At 65.0% G+C, this 16,001-nt stretch carries 14 protein-coding genes; 3 read left to right on the top strand and 11 right to left on the bottom strand.

Annotated features, from left to right (window positions below; all coding sequences use genetic code 11):
* Positions 1 to 112: 112 nt before the first annotated feature.
* On the top strand, positions 113 to 1,480 hold the full coding sequence (locus XI02_RS16935; protein WP_172648126.1) for a glycosyltransferase family 87 protein: 1,368 nt from the start codon (positions 113 to 115) through the stop codon (positions 1,478 to 1,480).
* A gap of 145 nt (positions 1,481 to 1,625) precedes the next feature.
* Here the strand turns inward: XI02_RS16935 and mmsB are convergent, their stop codons facing one another.
* The 3 genes from mmsB to chvE form a co-directional block, all read right to left on the bottom strand.
* On the bottom strand, positions 1,626 to 2,816 hold the full coding sequence (gene mmsB / locus XI02_RS16930) for a multiple monosaccharide ABC transporter permease (protein ID WP_018270800.1): 1,191 nt from the start codon (positions 2,814 to 2,816) through the stop codon (positions 1,626 to 1,628).
* Entirely contained in the window at positions 2,813 to 4,393 is a 1,581-nt protein-coding gene (gene mmsA, locus XI02_RS16925; protein WP_018270799.1) for a multiple monosaccharide ABC transporter ATP-binding protein, read from the bottom strand. Before mmsA ends, mmsB begins: the two co-directional genes overlap by 4 nt.
* Positions 4,394 to 4,459: 66 nt before the next feature.
* Positions 4,460 to 5,533, bottom strand: a complete 1,074-nt coding sequence (gene chvE / locus XI02_RS16920; protein ID WP_018270798.1) for a multiple monosaccharide ABC transporter substrate-binding protein — start codon at positions 5,531 to 5,533, stop codon at positions 4,460 to 4,462.
* Between the two features lie 140 nt (positions 5,534 to 5,673).
* On the opposite strand from chvE, the gene XI02_RS16915 reads away from it, so the two are divergent.
* A complete protein-coding gene (locus XI02_RS16915; protein ID WP_129964932.1) occupies positions 5,674 to 6,207 on the top strand; it encodes a hypothetical protein in 534 nt (177 codons plus the stop codon).
* On the opposite strand, the gene XI02_RS16910 is transcribed toward XI02_RS16915, so the two are convergent.
* The 8 genes from XI02_RS16910 to XI02_RS16875 all read right to left on the bottom strand — a co-directional run bounded on the left by XI02_RS16910 (position 6,138) and on the right by XI02_RS16875 (position 14,845).
* Positions 6,138 to 6,854, bottom strand: coding sequence for an HAD-IA family hydrolase (locus tag XI02_RS16910; RefSeq protein WP_018270797.1), 717 nt, complete (start codon positions 6,852 to 6,854; stop codon positions 6,138 to 6,140). The genes XI02_RS16915 and XI02_RS16910 overlap by 70 nt on opposite strands.
* Positions 6,851 to 7,780, bottom strand: coding sequence for a CbbX protein (gene cbbX / locus XI02_RS16905; protein WP_018270796.1), 930 nt, complete (start codon positions 7,778 to 7,780; stop codon positions 6,851 to 6,853). Before cbbX ends, XI02_RS16910 begins: the two co-directional genes overlap by 4 nt.
* 111 nt (positions 7,781 to 7,891) lie before the next feature.
* Positions 7,892 to 8,317, bottom strand: a complete 426-nt coding sequence (locus tag XI02_RS16900; protein ID WP_016845647.1) for a ribulose bisphosphate carboxylase small subunit — start codon at positions 8,315 to 8,317, stop codon at positions 7,892 to 7,894.
* 12 nt (positions 8,318 to 8,329) lie between these two features.
* Positions 8,330 to 9,787, bottom strand: coding sequence for a form I ribulose bisphosphate carboxylase large subunit (locus XI02_RS16895; RefSeq protein ID WP_038382128.1), 1,458 nt, complete (start codon positions 9,785 to 9,787; stop codon positions 8,330 to 8,332).
* Positions 9,788 to 9,823: 36 nt separating this feature from the next.
* Positions 9,824 to 10,906, bottom strand: coding sequence for a class II fructose-bisphosphate aldolase (fba, locus tag XI02_RS16890; protein WP_026192558.1), 1,083 nt, complete (start codon positions 10,904 to 10,906; stop codon positions 9,824 to 9,826).
* Between the two features lie 15 nt (positions 10,907 to 10,921).
* On the bottom strand, positions 10,922 to 12,943 hold the full coding sequence (gene tkt / locus XI02_RS16885; protein ID WP_018270792.1) for a transketolase: 2,022 nt from the start codon (positions 12,941 to 12,943) through the stop codon (positions 10,922 to 10,924).
* Entirely contained in the window at positions 12,940 to 13,815 is an 876-nt protein-coding gene (locus XI02_RS16880) for a phosphoribulokinase (protein ID WP_026192557.1), read from the bottom strand. The genes tkt and XI02_RS16880 overlap by 4 nt, the downstream gene beginning before the upstream one ends.
* A 10-nt stretch (positions 13,816 to 13,825) precedes the next feature.
* On the bottom strand, positions 13,826 to 14,845 hold the full coding sequence (locus tag XI02_RS16875; protein WP_018270791.1) for a class 1 fructose-bisphosphatase: 1,020 nt from the start codon (positions 14,843 to 14,845) through the stop codon (positions 13,826 to 13,828).
* Positions 14,846 to 15,011: 166 nt separating this feature from the next.
* On the opposite strand from XI02_RS16875, the gene XI02_RS16870 reads away from it, so the two are divergent.
* A complete protein-coding gene (locus XI02_RS16870; RefSeq protein ID WP_026192556.1) occupies positions 15,012 to 15,938 on the top strand; it encodes a LysR family transcriptional regulator in 927 nt (308 codons plus the stop codon).
* The last annotated feature ends 63 nt before the right edge of the window (positions 15,939 to 16,001 follow it).

Below are 16,001 nucleotides of genomic sequence, written 5' to 3'. Positions count from 1 at the left end.
GATCATCGGTTCCGATTGCGCCGCGGCCAATTGCAACGATCGGGTTTACGCAACCTTAGACGATTTGATCCAAATGTTGCGCGTGCACGACGCGATTGGGATGAAGCGGCCGATGTCGCAGAAGTCGGACCTCGAGGGACACAGGCTGGCCTTCGCTGATGACGCCGCGCGTCACCTCGCGGCGAATGACGCGGATCGTGGCGCTGTGATGCCGCGCACAACCACCGGCCGGATGTCAAGCGCGTCCACAAGTCGGCCGCAGGCGGCAATCGCGCATTCACCGCGGTCCGGCGCGGGCGCGCTGGTCTCCGCGCTGCGTGAGGCCGACTGGCTCACGGCTGACCGTGTCACCGCCTTCACCCGCGTATTTCTCGTCCTGTTCATCGGCTGCATCGCGATCATCCCATGGGCTGCACCGACGACGGATGTCGGCCATGATTTCGCAGCGTTCTGGACGGCGGCAAAGCTCGCGCTCGAAGGCCGCGCCGGCGACGCCTATGGCGACACGGGCCGCGCCGCCGTAGCCGCCGTACTCGGTCAGAACACCTACGCACCGTTCTTCTACCCGCCGACGTCGCTGCTGTTCTGGATGCCCTTCGCGCTGGTCCCCTTTGCAACGGCCGCCGTCGTCTGGATTGTCGCGACCGGCGCCGCCTATGCAGCCGCGGTGAGAGCCATGCTCGAGCGCGGCTCCGTCGTTCCCGCGCTCGCCTTTCCCGCCGTGTGGGTGTGCGCGCTGTTCGGACAGAATTCGCTGTTCTCGGCGGCCCTGCTCGGCGGATCGGCCGCCACGCTGGACCGCTATCCGGTGATCGCTGGCGTGCTGCTCGGCTGCTTCAGCTACAAGCCGCAGATCGCCCTGCTTGCGCCGCTGGTGCTGATCCTGGCGCGGCGCTGGCGCGCGCTCGCCGCGGCGGCCGCAACGACGCTCGTGCTTGTACTGGCGGCCACCGCCCTCTTCGGGATCGACCCGTGGATCAAATTCGTTGCGGTTCTGCCGGAGGCGAGCGCCTGGAGCCTCGGCGGCGGCCCCGGTTTCGAGAAGTTCGCCAGTCCCTATGCCGCGGTCAGGCTGGCCGGCGGATCCAGCGGCGCGGCCTGGCTCGTCCAGGTGACCACGGCCGCGATCGCGATCGCCGTCCTGATCCTGGTGCTGCGAAAACGTCCCGGCGGCGCCGCCGAGATCGCGCTGATGGTGGCGATGACCGGCCTGTGCGTGCCGTCGCTCGGCAACTATGAGGTCGTGATCCTGGCGATCCCGGGTGCGTGGCTGATCGCGCAGGCGCTTGCGCAGGGCTGGCTGCCCTATGAACGCCTCGCTCTCGCTGCGCTTTATTTGACGCCGTTCGCGATGGTGCCTGCGGGCGCCAACGGCCTGCAACTGGCACCGATCGCCGCTGCGGCGGTTGCCATCCTTGTCGTGCGCCGCATCAGGCATCTGCCATTCCTCGATGCTCCCGCCGAAATCGCCAATCACTGATTTGCCCGACGGCGCAAGCCCCCCAGCAAAAATAGCGCAACTCCGTGGGGAGAGTCGGTGTCGTCTCGGCGAAAGCCAGGACAACACCGAGCAAGCCGTTTGACATGCGCCGGCATCCTGCCGTGGAATTGTGACTGCGTGGCGGTCAGCGGCGCTGGTTGTAGACATCGATGCAGACGGCGCCAAGCAGGACGAGACCCTTGATCACTTGCTGATAATCGATGCCGATACCGAGGATCGACATGCCGTTGTTCATGACGCCCATGATCATGGCACCGACCACCGCGCCGCCGACCCGGCCGACACCGCCATAAGCCGACGCACCGCCAATGAAGCAGGCCGCGATCACATCGAGCTCGAAGCCGAGACCGGCCTTCGGCGTCGCGGTGTTGAGCCGGGCTGCGAACACCAGCCCGGCGAGCGCGGCCAGCACGCCCATGTTGACGAAGGTGAAGAAGGTGAGCCGTTCGGTCTTGACGCCCGACAGTTTCGCCGCCTTGGCATTGCCGCCCACCGCGTAGATCTGCCGCCCGATCACCGTCCGCCGCGTGACGAAGCCATAGAGCGCGATCAAGGCGGTCATGATCACGAGCACGTTGGGCAGGCCGCGATGCGAGGCGATCAGATAGGTGAAGTAGAGCACCGCACCCGCCAGCGCGATGCTCTTGACGATGAAAAACGCATAGGGCTCGACGGCGATGCCGTGCGCCTGCTCGCGCGCCCGGCTCCTGGCGGTGGCCAGGACCAGGACAAACGCCAGCACGATGCCGATCGCGAGCGACGTCGGATAGAGCGTGCCGGCGCTCGGGAACAGTTCGGGGATGAAGCCCGACGACAGCTTCTGGAAGGTCGGCGGGAACGGCCCGACCGACTGGCCCTGCAGCACCGCAAGCGCGAGGCCCTTGAACACCAGCATGCCCGCCAGCGTCACGATGAAGGACGGAATGCCGAAATAGGCCACCCAATAGCCCTGGGCCGCGCCGATCGCGGCGCCGACCAAAAGGCAGGCGACGAAGGCGATCGGGTAGCTGACATGGTAACGCACCATCAGCACCGCCGCGACGGCGCCGACGAAGCCCGCGACCGAGCCGACCGAAAGATCGATATGCCCGGTGACGATCACCAGCAGCATGCCGAGCGCCATGATGACGATGTAGCTGTTCTGCAGCACGAGATTGGTGAGGTTGAGCGGCTGCAACAGCGTGCCGTCGGTCACGATCTCGAAGAACAGCATGATCGCGAGCAGCGACAGCAGCATGCCGTAGTTGCGCAGATTGTTCTTGATGAAGCCGGAATGCCTGGGGGTCTCGGAAAGTGATACCGTCTTGTCGGTCATGGCGCCCCTCCTCCGGCGCGTGCCGCCCCTTCGTCGGCGCCGCGTTCGGACATTCTGACATTGCGCATGATGGCGCGCATGATCTTCTCCTGCGTCGCATCGTGCCTTGCGAACTCGCCGACGAAGGCGCCGTCATTCATCACGCAGATCCGGTCGCAGATGCCGAGCAGCTCGGGCATCTCCGAGGAGATCACCACGACGCCCCTGCCGGCCTCCGCCAGCTCGTTGATGATGGAGTAGATCTCGTATTTGGCCCCGACGTCGATCCCGCGCGTCGGCTCGTCCAGCAGCAGCACCCTCGGATCGGTCATCAGCCATTTCGACAGCACCACCTTCTGCTGGTTGCCGCCCGAGAGATCGCTGGTCGCCTGGTAGACGTCGGAACAGCGGATCCGCATCCGGGTGCGGTAGTCGCTCGCAGCTTTCAGCTCGGCGACATCGTCGATCACGCCGCGCTCCGACACCTGGCGCAGGCTCGCCACCGTCACGTTCTTGCGGACGTCGGCGGCAAGGATCAGCCCGAGCTGCTTGCGGTCTTCCGTGACATAGGCGATGCCGGCATCGATCGCGGCCGGCACGCTGGACAGATCGGCCTCGCGTCCATCGAGGCGGACCTTGCCAGAGACGTTGGTACCCCAGGCGCGGCCGAACAAGCTCATCGCGAACTCAGTGCGGCCGGCGCCCATCAGGCCGGCGATGCCGACCACCTCGCCGCGGCGTAGCGTGAAGTCGACGTTTTTGATCACCTGCCGCTCGGGATGCAGCGGGTGATACACCGACCAGTTCTCCACCGTCATCACGGGTTCGCCGATCTCCGCCTTCCGCTCGGGGAAGCGGTGCGCGAGATCGCGGTCGACCATGCTGCGGATGATGCGGTCCTCCTCGATGCGCTCGGTCCGGCAGTCGATGCTGTCGACGGTGCGGCCGTCGCGCAGCACCGTGATGCGGTCGGCGACGCGCGCAACCTCGTTCAGCTTGTGCGAGATCAGGATCGAGGCAATGCCCTGCTCGCGGAAGGCCAGGAGCCGCTCGAGCAAGGCGGCGCTGTCGGCCTCGTTGAGGCTTGCGGTCGGCTCGTCGAGGATCAGGAGGCGCACCCGCTTGGACAGCGCCTTGGCGATCTCCACAAGCTGCTGCTTGCCGACGCCGAGGTCGGTGACCAGCGTGTCCGGCGGTTCCCGCAAGCCGACCTGCGCCAACAGTTCGGCGGTCCGCCTATGCACCGCGTTGCGGTCGATGACGCCGAACCGCGACGGCGGATGCGACAGGAAGATGTTCTCGGCAATCGACATCAGCGGGATCAGCGCCAGCTCCTGATGGATGATGATGATCCCGAGCGCCTCGCTGTCGTTGATGTCGCGGAAGCGCCGCTCCTCGCCGTCGAACACGATCGATCCATCGTAGCTTCCTGCCGGATAGACCCCGCTCAGCACCTTCATCAAGGTCGACTTGCCGGCGCCGTTTTCGCCGACCAGCGCATGGATCTGCCCGGCCTCGACGGTGAAGCTGACCTCGCGCAGCGCCTGCACGCCGGCAAAGCTCTTGCTGACGCCGCGCATCTCAAGCATTGCCGTCATCGGATCATGTCCCGCAGCGTCGATCGTCCCCGGCGCGGTTCGCCGCCGCTCACCCGCCTGTCAGCCCTAGTCGAATTGCGAGCGCTTGTAATAGCCGCTGTCAATCAGGACTTTCTCCCAATTGGTCTTATCCACCACGACCGGCTTGAGGAGATAGGACGGAACCACCTTGACCCCGTTGTTGTAGGTCTTGGTATCGTTGACGCTGACGTCCTTCTTGCTCAACACGGCGTCGACCATGTCGGCCGTCACCTTGGCGAGGTCGCGGGTATCCTTGAAGATGGTCGAATATTGCTCGCCGCGCAGCATCGCCTTGATCGAGGGGACTTCGGCATCCTGCCCGCTGATGTACGGCATCGGCTGGTCCTTGCTGCCGTAACCAACGCTCTTCAGCGAGGAGATGATGCCGATCGACAGGCCGTCATAGGGCGACAGCACCGCATCGACGCGCTTCTTGCCGTAGAACGCACTGAGCAGGTTGTCCATCCGCGCCTGCGCGGTCGCGCCGTCCCAGCGCAGCGTCGCGACCTTGTTCATGCCCGTCTGGCCGCTGCCGACCACGAGCTTGCCGCTGTCGATATAGGGCTTCAACACCGACATCGCGCCGTCGTAGAAGAAGTACGCATTGTTGTCGTCGGGCGAACCGCCGAACAGTTCGATGTTGAAGGGCCCCTTGCCCTCCTTGAGCCCGAGCGCGTTCTCGATCGACTGGGCCTGCAACACGCCGACCTGGAAATTGTCGAAGGTCGCGTAATAGTCGACATTGGGGGTGTCGCGGATCAGACGGTCATAGGCAATCACCGTGATGCCCTGGGCCTTGGCCTGCTTCAAGACATCGGACAAGGTGGTGCCGTCGATGGCGGCGATGACCAGCACCTTGGCACCCTTGGTCACCATGTTCTCGACCTGGGAGAGCTGGTTCGGAATGTCGTCTTCGGCATATTGCAGATCGGTGCCGTAGCCGCGCTCCTTCAGCACCTTGACCATGTTGTTGCCGTCGTCGATCCAGCGTGCCGAGGATTTGGTCGGCATCGCGATGCCGATGGTCGGCTTGCTCTGGGCCATGGCGTCGCGATCCGACACCGTCGCGGCAAGGCCGGCCAGCGCGAGCGCAAACAAGCTGGTCTTCAATTTGAACATGCTTCACTCCCTCGTTTTCTTTGAGTTGCGATTCCGTTTGCCGTGGACAGCGTCAATCGGCAGCTATCATTCGTGGGCGGACCGCAGATCTACGGCGGTGTCAGACCGGCGCCGGGACCGTCACGAACCGAAATTGCGGAATGTCGATCGAACCCGTCAACAGCGCCAATGCTCACTCCGCACGATCGGCCATGTCGATCCCGCAATGCCCGGTTCATCCGCGAGTCATGCCGTGGAACGAACAAGACGCAGGAACGACGTGGATGATCTTGAGGCGCCCATCTCCCGGAATTGTTGGCGAGCGCCAGCATCCGCCAGAACCTCCGGCGGTGTGGCCCTGCTTTTTGCGCCCTTTGATTGATGTTGCTCCCACCGCACGGATGCAAGCACCGACTGGCCATTTATTTAATTATCCGAAGAAATTGATCGGGGATGTGGAGGATCGCGAGGCGCCGTTTGGAATTGTCGACAAGTCTCATAGCTCTCCAGGTCGCACGAAACCAGTTTTGGCAACCTTCGGTGGGATTGTGCCCCTACCCTGCTATGGACGCAAGCTCCATTTATTTAACAACACGAATAAATTTGCCGAAACTGGCAGCGGCCTTCAGGCATCGATGTCAGAGAGATCGTCGACGACCAGCAGTGCCTCGGCAAAATCGTCGTCGCTGAAATAGGTGCTGCGGGTGATGACGACGGGGATACCGGCGCCTGCCGCGGCAGCAAGGCCGTTGCCGGAATCCTCAACGGCGACGCAATCTCCCGGCCCGAGCCCGAGCCGGGTCAGGACCTCGGTGTAGACATCGGGCGCCGGCTTCTTCCGCGGCACGTCGTCGCCGGCAACGATCGCCTCGAACTGATCGGCCCAGTCCAGCCCGAGCGAAACCGAGAGTAGCGCATCGATATTGCCATGCGAGGTGGTCGTTGCGATCGCCAGGCGCTGGCCGCGGCTGCGCGCGCCGGCGAGCCAGGCCCTGACGCCCGGCCGCAACGGACAACCGCCGGCGGCGATCAGCGCGGCGTAGCGCGCGGTCTTGATCCTGTGCAGGTCGGCGATCTCGGCGAATGTCAGCATTGGGACCGCGTTGCGCTGGTCGAAGGCGCGGATGCGCTCCTTGCCGCCGGCCACCCGAAGCAGCCGCGCATAAGTGACCTGGTCCCAAAACCAATCGAGGCCGGCTTCGGCAAAGGCCTCATTGAAAGCGCGGCGGTGCACCTCCTCGGTTTCGGCGAGCGTGCCGTCGACATCGAAGATCAAGGCGCGAGCGCTCGCAATGATGTCGCGCATCCCGGCGGACCGGATCACGGCGAGCGCCTCGTTCATCGTCCCTCGCCCGGCGCACCGGCGCCTTTGACGAACACCCGGCTGGCAAGCACGTCGCCGGCCTCGATCGACATCACATCGTCGGCGGTGAGCGTGCGGTCGAGCTTCGCCACGATCCGGTTGGCCTGGCGCAACCGGATGCGGTCGAGCGCGTTGCGGATCGAGCGCGCATTGGAGAACAGCGGCTGTTCCTTCCGCACGGCAATGTAACGGATGAAGGCCTCGCGTGCTTCGGGAGAGAAACGATAATTCTGCTGCTGCAACATCAGCTCGGCGATCCAGAGCAGTTCGCCGTCCGAATAGTCCGGGAAGTCGATGTGATGCGCGATGCGGGAGCGGAAGCCCGGATTGCTCTGGAAGAACTTCTCCATGCGGTCGCCATAGCCGGCCAGGATCACCACCAGATCCTCGCGCTGCTGTTCCATCACCTGCAGCAGGATCTCGATCGCCTCCTGCCCGTAGTCGCGCTCGTTTTCGGGGCGATAGAGGTAATAGGCCTCGTCGATGAACAGCACGCCGCCCATCGCCTTCTTCAATATCTCTTTCGTCTTCGGCGCGGTGTGGCCGATATATTGGCCGACGAGGTCGTCGCGCGTGACGCTGATGACGTGGCCGCGGCGCACGAAGCCGAGCCGATGCAGGATTCCGGCCATCCGCAGCGCGACCGTGGTCTTGCCGGTGCCGGGGTTGCCGGTGAACGACATATGCAGAGTCGGAAACGTCGTCGCCAGCGCCATCTTCTGCCTGATGCGTTCGACCAGCAGCAGCGATGCAATCTCGCGGATGCGGGTCTTCACCGGTTTCAGGCCGATCAATTCGGAATCGAGCTGGTCGAGCACGTCGCCGATGCCGAGGTCGGCGAATTCGTGGCGAAGGTCGATGGTCTCGAGCGGGGTCTCGCGGATTTGTTCTTGCGCCTGGGTCATGATCCCTTCTCGCCTGGAAAAGCTCCGTCGCCGCGGGGGCGACGACGGAGAAGTGCATCCGGACCAGGGCGGTCGAGGGAGCAACCCGCCTGGTTTGCAAGCCGGACGCGGTCAATGATCGGTGTAGCGTTCGCCTTCGGGGCGGCCCGCTGCATAGGAATGGGTCGCGTAACGCAGATTGCGTCCGGCGGCCTCCTGACGGTCGAGCCGGAAGCCCGGCTCCTCCCGCGGCCGGTTGACGATGAAGGAGATGCGAACCGACTCCCAGCCCGGGCTGGAATCAAAGCCGGAGATCCGGATATAGCGGTCGCCATAGACCCGCCGGCAGTCGGCGAGCTCCTTCATGATGCCGGCCGCATCGCGCAGGTCGAACATCGGCAGGCCCCACATGTCCCAATAGGTGTTGCGGGGATGCGGATCGTCGGTGAACTCGATGTTCACCGCCCAGCCCTTGTCGAGACAATATTGCACCTGTGCGGCGATCTGCTCGTCGGTCAGATCGGGCAGGAACGAGAAGCAGCCTTGGGTCACGCGCATGAGAACCTCCTCTCAGACCGCCATGCTCGGCGTGGGAACGAAATCGGGGGCGTCGGTCGACTCGTAGTTGAAGGTGACGTCCTTCCAGACGTCGAGCGCCTCGCGCAGCGGCGTGCAGGTCTGCGCCGCCTTGGCCAGGATCTCCGGCCCTTCGTGGACGTAGTCGCGCCCCTCGTTGCGGGCGAGGATCATGGCCTCCAGCGCGACGCGGTTGGCGGTGGCGCCGGCCTGGATGCCGCGGGGATGGCCGATGGTGCCGCCGCCGAACTGCAGCACGACGTCCTCGCCGAGCAGATCGAGCAGCTGATGCATCTGGCCGGCATGAATGCCGCCGGAGGCCACCGGCATCAGCTTGTTGAGGCTCGCCCAGTTCTGGTCGAAGAACACGCCGTGCTCCAGGTGCAGCGGATTGAAGTCCTCGCGGCAGATGTCGTAGTAGCCGCGGGTGGTGTTCGGATCGCCCTCGAGCTTGCCGACCACCGTGCCGGCATGGATGTGATCGACGCCGGCGAGCCGCATCCATTTCGCGATCACGCGGAACGAGACGCCGTGGCTGCGCTGCCGCGTGTAGGTCGAGTGGCCGGCGCGATGCAGATGCAGGATCATGTTGTTCTTGCGCGCCCACTTCGCCATCGACTGGATCGCCGTGTAGCCGATCACAAGGTCGATCATGACGATGTTGGAGCCGAGCTCATGGGCGAACTCGGCGCGCTCGTACATGTCCTCCATGGTCGCCGCGGTGACGTTGAGATAGGTCCCCTTGATCTCGCCGGTCGCGGCCTGCGCGCGGTTGACCGCCTCCATGCAGTAGAGGAAGCGCTCGCGCCAGTGCATGAAGGGCTGCGAGTTGATGTTCTCGTCGTCCTTGGTGAAGTCGAGCCCGCCTTTCAAGGCTTCATAAACGACGCGGCCATAGTTGCGGCCGGATAGGCCGAGCTTCGGCTTCACAGTGGCACCGAGCAAGGGACGGCCGAACTTGTCGAGCCGCTCGCGCTCCACCACGATGCCGGTCGCCGGGCCCTGGAATGTCTTCACATAGGCGGTCGGCAGCCGCATGTCCTCGAGCCGCAGCGCCTTCAGCGGCTTGAAGCCGAACACATTGCCGATGATCGAGGCGGTCAGGTTCGAGATCGAGCCCGGCTCGAACAGGTCGAGGTCGTAGGCGATATAGGCGAAGTAGCTGCCCGGCGAGTTCGGCACCGGATCGACGCGGTAACACTTCGCCCGGTATTTCTCCGCGGCCGTCAGCCGGTCGGTCCACACCACGGTCCAGGTCGCGGTCGAGGATTCGCCCGCCACCGCCGCGCAGGCTTCGGTCGGATCGACGCCGTCCTGCGGCGTGACGCGGAACAGAGCGATGACGTCGGTGTCCTTGGGCTCGTAGTTCGGCTCCCAATAGCCCATCCGCTTGTATTCCATCACGCCGGACTTGTAGCGATCCTTGCCGCGCACCGTGATCGACTGCTGCATGTTCATCGAAATCTCCTGTGGTTCGTCGCCATTTGCTCAGGCGGCCTGGGTCATCTTTCCAATTTGCGGATCGAGCGCGCCGGCGCGATAGCGACGGGCCATCTCCGGCAGTGCCACCACCTTGATCCTGGCGGCATTGCCGGCCGTGCCGAATTGCTCGAAGCGGTCACGGCAGAGATCGCGCAACGCATCCATCGCAGGCTTCAGGAATTTGCGCGGATCGAACTCACTCCTCGACTGGACGGCGACCTTGCGGAAGGCGGCGGCCATCGCCAGACGGCAATCGGTGTCGATGTTGACCTTGCGCACGCCGTGCTTGATGCCGCGGACGATCTCCTCGACCGGCACGCCCCAGGTCTGCGGCATCTCGCCGCCAAACGCGTTGAACATGTCCTGCAGCGGCTGCGGCACCGAGGACGAGCCGTGCATCACCAGATGGGTGTTCGGCAGGCGGCTGTGGATCTCCTCGACCACGCGCATCGCCAGGATCTCGCCGTCGGGCCGCCGCGTGAACTTGTAGGCGCCATGCGAGGTACCCATCGCGATCGCAAGCGCATCGACCTTGGTGGCCCGGACGAAATCGACCGCCTGGTCCGGATCGGTGAGCAGCTGATCATGGCTCAGCTTGCCTTCGACGCCATGACCATCCTCCTGCTCGCCGCCGCCATGCTCGAGCGAGCCGAGCACGCCGAGTTCGCCCTCGACCGACGCGCCGACCCAGTGGGCTATGTCGACGACCCGGCGGGTGATGTCGACATTGTAGTCATAGTCGGCCGCGGTCTTGGCGTCGGCCTTGAGCGAGCCGTCCATCATGACGGAGGTGAAGCCGTAGCGGATCGCGGTGGCGCAGGTCGCCTCTTCGTTGCCGTGGTCGAGGTGCAGGCAGAGCGGAATCTGCGGATGCATCTCCTCCAGCGCGTCGATCATCTTCGCCAGCATGATGTCGTTGGCATAGGACCGCGCGCCGCGCGAGGCCTGGATGATGACAGGCGCATCGCAGGCCGCGGCCGCCTCCATGATGGCGAGGCCCTGCTCCATATTGTTGATGTTGAAGGCCGGCACGCCGTAGCCGCGTTCGGCGGCATGATCCAGCAACTGTCTCAGGGTTATCCGCGCCATGGTGGCGTCCTCCTTTCAGTTCGCTCGTTGAATGAGCTGTTTTGCTGCAGCAGCGATTGCCGCGGGCGTGATGCCGAATTCGCGGTAGAGCACGTCGGCCGGCGCGGAAGCGCCGAAGCCGGTCATGCCGACGAACGCACCGTCGTCACCGAGCCAGCGCGCCCAGTCGCCCTCGACCGCGGCTTCCACGCCGACGCGCGGGGCGCTGCCCAGCACCTTGGCCCGATAGTCGCTCGGCTGCTGGCGGAACAGGTCGAAGCACGGGGCCGAGACGACCGCGGCCTGTACCCCGTCTTCCGCCAGCAGCTTTGCGGCTTCGAGCGCGATCACCACCTCCGAACCCGTTGCAATCAGGGTGACGTCACGCGCGAAGGCCGGCTCGACGAGAACGTAGGCGCCGAGCGCGACCTGGTTGTCCTTGCTGCCGTCGCGAACCGTCGGCAGCGCCTGCCGCGACAGGCAGAGGATCGACGGCGAGGTCTCCGCCTTCAGCGCGCAGTCCCACGCTTCCGCGGTCTCGACCGCATCGGCCGGGCGGAACACCAGGACGTTCGGGATCGCACGCAGCGCCGCCAGATGCTCGACCGGCTGATGCGTCGGGCCGTCCTCGCCGAGCCCGATGGAATCGTGGGTCATCACATGGATGACGCGGATCCCCATCAGCGCCGCGAGGCGGATCGCCGGCCGGCTGTAATCGGCGAAGCTGAGGAAGGTGCCGCCATAAGGAATGAACCCGCCGTGCAAGGCGATGCCGTTCATCGCCGCGGCCATGCCATGCTCGCGGATGCCGTAATGGATATAGCTGCCGTCGAGCGTTTCCGGCCGCACCGAAACCTGCGACTTCGCCAGCGTCAGATTGGAGTGCGTGAGGTCGGCCGAGCCGCCCAGCAGGTTGGGCAACGCCTCCGCGATCACGTCGATGACCTGCTGCGAGGCCTGTCGCGTGGCGAGCTTCGGCCGCTCGGTCGCGAACCGCTCCACCAGCTTCGCCATCGCCTCGGCATAGGCGCAGGGCAATTTCCGGTTCAGCGCGTCATGAAAAGGGGACCGTTCGGCCTTGTCGCCCTTGCAGGCGCTGCGCGAGCGCTCGATCCAGGCCCGCCGCGCGTCGCGGCCGCGGCCGCCGAGCTCGCGCCACTCCGCCAGCACCGCGTCGGGAATTTCGAATGCCGGATACGGCCAGCGCAGCGCGGCACGGGTCTTCGCCACCTCATCGGCACCGAGCGGCGCGCCATGCACCTTTTCGCTGCCCTGCCGGTTCGGCGCACCGAACCCGATCACCGTCCGGCAGGCGATCAACGACGGACGATCGCTCGATCGTGCCTGCCTGATCGCCGCGGTGATCGCCTGCGGATCGTGGCCGTCGATGCGGTTGACATTCCAGCCGCTGGCCTTGAACCGCGCCGTCTGGTCGTCCGAGCAGGACAGCGAGGTGGCGCCGTCGATCGAGATATGATTGTCGTCGAACAGCACGATCAAGCGGTTCAGCCGCAAATGGCCGGCCAGCGAGATCGCCTCATGGCTGATGCCTTCCATCAGGCAGCCATCGCCGGCGATCACATAGGTGTAGTGGTCGACGAGGTCGTTGCCGAAGCGCGCGTTCATCAGCCGCTCGGCGAGCGCCATGCCGACCGCGGTCGCAATCCCCTGCCCGAGCGGCCCGGTCGTGGTCTCGACACCCGGGGTGTGGCCATACTCGGGATGGCCCGGGGTTTTCGATCCCCACTGCCGGAACGCCTTGAGCTGGTCGAGCGTCATGCTCTCGTAGCCTGTGAGATAAAGCAGTGCGTAGAGCAGCATCGAGCCGTGACCGGCCGACAGCACGAAGCGATCGCGGTCGGGCCAGGCCGGATCGGCCGGGTCGAACTTCAGAAAGTCCGTGAACAGCACGGTCGCGACATCGGCCATGCCCATCGGCATGCCGGGATGACCGGATTTCGACTGCTCCACCGCGTCGATGGCGAGGAAGCGGATGGCGTTCGCCATCTCGTCGTGGCTGATTTCGGGGCGGCTGGCAACGGACGCAAGTGCGGTCATATCGTTCGCCTCTTTCGTTCGATCAATTGCAGGATCAGCGGGGTCAGGATGAGCTGCATCGCGAGGTCGAGCTTGGCGCCGTGCACCACGATCGAATTGGCGCGCGACATGAAGCTGTTCGGGATCATCGAGAGCAGATAGGGGAAATCGATGCCGCGCGGGTTCTTCAAGCGGATCACGACCATCGATTCATCCGGCGTCGGGATCCAGCGCGCGATGAACGGGTTCGACGTATCGACCGTCGGCACGCGCTGAAAGTTGATGTCGGTCTCGGTGAACTGCGGGCAGATGTAATTCACGTAGTCCGGCATGCGGCGCAGGATGGTGTCGGTCACCGCCTCGGTGGAGTAGCCGCGATGGCTGCGGTCGCGATGCAGCTTCTGGATCCATTCGAGGTTGATGACAGGCACGACGCCGATCTTGAGGTCGGCATGCTGCGCGACATTCACCTTGTCGGTGACCACGGCACCATGCAGGCCCTCGTAGAACAAGAGGTCGGAATTCTCCGGCAGCGCCTCCCAAGCGGTGAAGGTGCCGGGCTTGGCGCCGTAAAGCCGCGATTCTTCCTCGTCGTGCACATAGTGCCGCGTGGTTCCGGTGCCGGTCTCGGCATAGTCGCTGAACAACTTCTCCAGCTCCTCGAACAAATTGGTCTCGGGGCTGAAATGGCTGAAGTGCTTGTTGCCGCGCTCGGCTCTCTCCGCCATCAGGCTGCGCATCTCGGCGCGGTCGTAGCGGTGGAACGCGTCGCCCTCGATATAGGCGGCGACCACGTTCTCGCGGCGGAAGATGTTCTCGAACGTCTTCTTCACCGAGGTGGTGCCGGCCCCGGAGGAGCCGGTGATCGAGATGATGGGATGTCGACGTGACATGCGGTCCTCCTCAGCGGAACAGGCCGCGCCGCGCGAACAGCGGGGCATCGCTGCTCTCGAACAACGGCTCGACGGTCAGGTGGATCGCATCGACGTCGCGCACGGCGCGCGTCGATCCCATGATCAGCGGCACGCGCTGATGCGGCGTACGGGCCGACAGTTCGAGAATGCGCGACCGGCCGTTCGACGCGGCGCCACCAGCCCATTCCATGATCAGTGCGATGGGATGCGCTTCGTACAGCAGACGCAACCGGCCTTCGCGGTAGCCCTGGCGCGCATCCGCCGGATACAGGAACACGCCGCCGCGCATCAGGATGCGGTAGGCTTCGGCGACCAGCGAGCCGATCCAGCGCATGTTGAAGTCCTGCCCGCGCTCGCCGTTCACCCCGGCGAGGCACTCGTCGATGTAGCTGCGCACCGGGCCGCTCCAGTGCCGCCGGTTCGAGGCATTGATGGCGAATTCCAACGCATCCTGCGGCACGCGCAGGTCGCGCGCGGTCAGGACGAACTCGCCGGTTCGCGGGTCCAGCGTAAAGCAGTCGACGCGCCGGTCGAGCGCCAGCACCAGCACGGTCTGCGGACCGTAGATGAAGCAGCCGGCGGCACATTGCGCCGTGCCGGGCTCGAAGAAGGTCGAGATGACGTCGTTTCCTTTCGGCCGGATCGAGAAGATCGTGCCGATCGAGATGTTGTTTTCGAGATTGGCGGATCCATCGAGCGGATCGATCGCGACGCAGAGCGGCGCGTCGGGATCGAGCGTCTCGGGCAGTTCGACTTCCTCCGACAGCACTGCGGCGACCGGCGCGGTGCGCAGCGCGTTCCGCATCAGGTCGTCGGCTACGATGTCGATGGTCTTCTGGCGATCGCCGTCGGGATTGACCCCGCCGCTCTCGCCGCCGATGCCGGCGAGCGGCCCGGCGGCAATGATGCGCGAGAGCTCGATCGCGGCGCCCGCAAGGGCCTCGATCACCACAACGGTCGCGGCGCGCAACGGGTTGTGCTGCGTCGGCCACTCCAGATGGGCATGCAATGCAGGACGAATCTCCACCGGCCTCTCCCTATGATCGCGCCCTCTGTCCCGAGGCTTCGAGAGGCGACCTCAGGGAGTCGCCTTCGCCCTATCAACGCGCGAATTGCCCAATTAGGGAAATTTTATTATCTTTGGTCCGGGCAAAGTATTTCTTATGGAGCTTGTCATGGCCGGCAACTTCTCGCGGGATCTCACCATCCGCCAGCTGCGCGCACTGTCGACCTTGCACGAGGCAGGCTCGATTACGTCGGCCGCCAACCGGTTGAACCTGACCCAGCCCGCGGTGACGCTGCAGCTCCGCAATTTGCAGGCGCTCGCGGGATTGCCGCTGATCCAGCGCACCGGCGACGGCATGGCGCTGACGGATGCCGGCGCGCATGTGCTGACGCTGGTCGAGCGGATCGAGGCGGCGCTGAAGGACTGCGAGCAATCGCTCGACATGATCGCCGGCCGCAGCGGCGGCCGCGTCGCGATGGGCGCGGTCTCCACCGCGAAATACTTCGTGCCGTTTGCGATCGCGGCGTTCTCGCGCCGCTTTCCCAAGATCGAGGTCACGCTCAGGATCGGCAACCGCGAGGAGATTCGCGACGCGCTGCGCGGCTATGATCTCGACATCGCGGTGATGGGCCGGCCGCCGGCCGATGTCGAGGTGGAGATGAAGCCGCTCGGCCGGCATCCGCACTTCATCATCGCCGCGCCCGATCATCGGCTGGCGCGGCGGCGGCACGTCGCCCCCTCGGAGCTCGCCAACGAAACCTTCATCACCCGCGAGCAAGGATCGGGCACGCGGATGCTGATGCAGCAATATTTCGAGCGGGTCGGGCTGGAGCCGAAGCTCGGCATGGCGATGGACAGCAACGAGACCATCAAGCAGGCTGTCATGGCCGGGCTCGGCATCGCCTTCATCTCCCAGCACACGGTGTTCCATGAGCTGGAGGACGGCCGGCTGGTGGTGCTGAAGGTGAAGGGCCTGCCGATCGTCCGGCAGTGGCACGCGATCAGGCGCACCGACAAGATCCTGCTGCCGCCCGCGCAGGCCATGCTGGATTTCCTCGGCAAGGAGGGCTGGCGCTATCTGCCGAATTCAAACTAGCGCCCGGGCGATGTCGCAACGCCCGATCGGTCGAGAAAATCGAGCCAGTGCCGTATGTTAGGC

Source organism: Bradyrhizobium sp. CCBAU 21365 (assembly GCF_015291305.1).
In the GTDB taxonomy this organism is placed as follows: Bacteria; Pseudomonadota; Alphaproteobacteria; order Rhizobiales; family Xanthobacteraceae; genus Bradyrhizobium; species Bradyrhizobium elkanii.
This window is presented reverse-complemented; position numbering and strand designations above follow the sequence as displayed.

Bases quoted from the DNA above. Each gene is read 5' to 3' on its own strand.
- cbbX (WP_018270796.1), bottom strand. From the start codon at position 7,780: ATGACCCAGGCGCAAGAACAAATCCGCGAGACCCCGCTCGAGACCATC.
- XI02_RS16870 (WP_026192556.1), top strand. From the start codon at position 15,012: ATGGCCGGCAACTTCTCGCGGGATCTCACCATCCGCCAGCTGCGCGCA.
- mmsA (WP_018270799.1), bottom strand. From the start codon at position 4,393: ATGACGGCAATGCTTGAGATGCGCGGCGTCAGCAAGAGCTTTGCCGGC.
- XI02_RS16915 (WP_129964932.1), top strand. From the start codon at position 5,674: ATGTCGATCGAACCCGTCAACAGCGCCAATGCTCACTCCGCACGATCG.
- XI02_RS16935 (WP_172648126.1), top strand. From the start codon at position 113: ATGTCGCAGAAGTCGGACCTCGAGGGACACAGGCTGGCCTTCGCTGAT.
- tkt (WP_018270792.1), bottom strand. From the start codon at position 12,943: ATGACCGCACTTGCGTCCGTTGCCAGCCGCCCCGAAATCAGCCACGAC.
- chvE (WP_018270798.1), bottom strand. From the start codon at position 5,533: ATGTTCAAATTGAAGACCAGCTTGTTTGCGCTCGCGCTGGCCGGCCTT.
- XI02_RS16895 (WP_038382128.1), bottom strand. From the start codon at position 9,787: ATGCAGCAGTCGATCACGGTGCGCGGCAAGGATCGCTACAAGTCCGGC.
- XI02_RS16900 (WP_016845647.1), bottom strand. From the start codon at position 8,317: ATGCGCGTGACCCAAGGCTGCTTCTCGTTCCTGCCCGATCTGACCGAC.
- fba (WP_026192558.1), bottom strand. From the start codon at position 10,906: ATGGCGCGGATAACCCTGAGACAGTTGCTGGATCATGCCGCCGAACGC.
- mmsB (WP_018270800.1), bottom strand. From the start codon at position 2,816: ATGACCGACAAGACGGTATCACTTTCCGAGACCCCCAGGCATTCCGGC.
- XI02_RS16880 (WP_026192557.1), bottom strand. From the start codon at position 13,815: ATGTCACGTCGACATCCCATCATCTCGATCACCGGCTCCTCCGGGGCC.
- XI02_RS16910 (WP_018270797.1), bottom strand. From the start codon at position 6,854: ATGAACGAGGCGCTCGCCGTGATCCGGTCCGCCGGGATGCGCGACATC.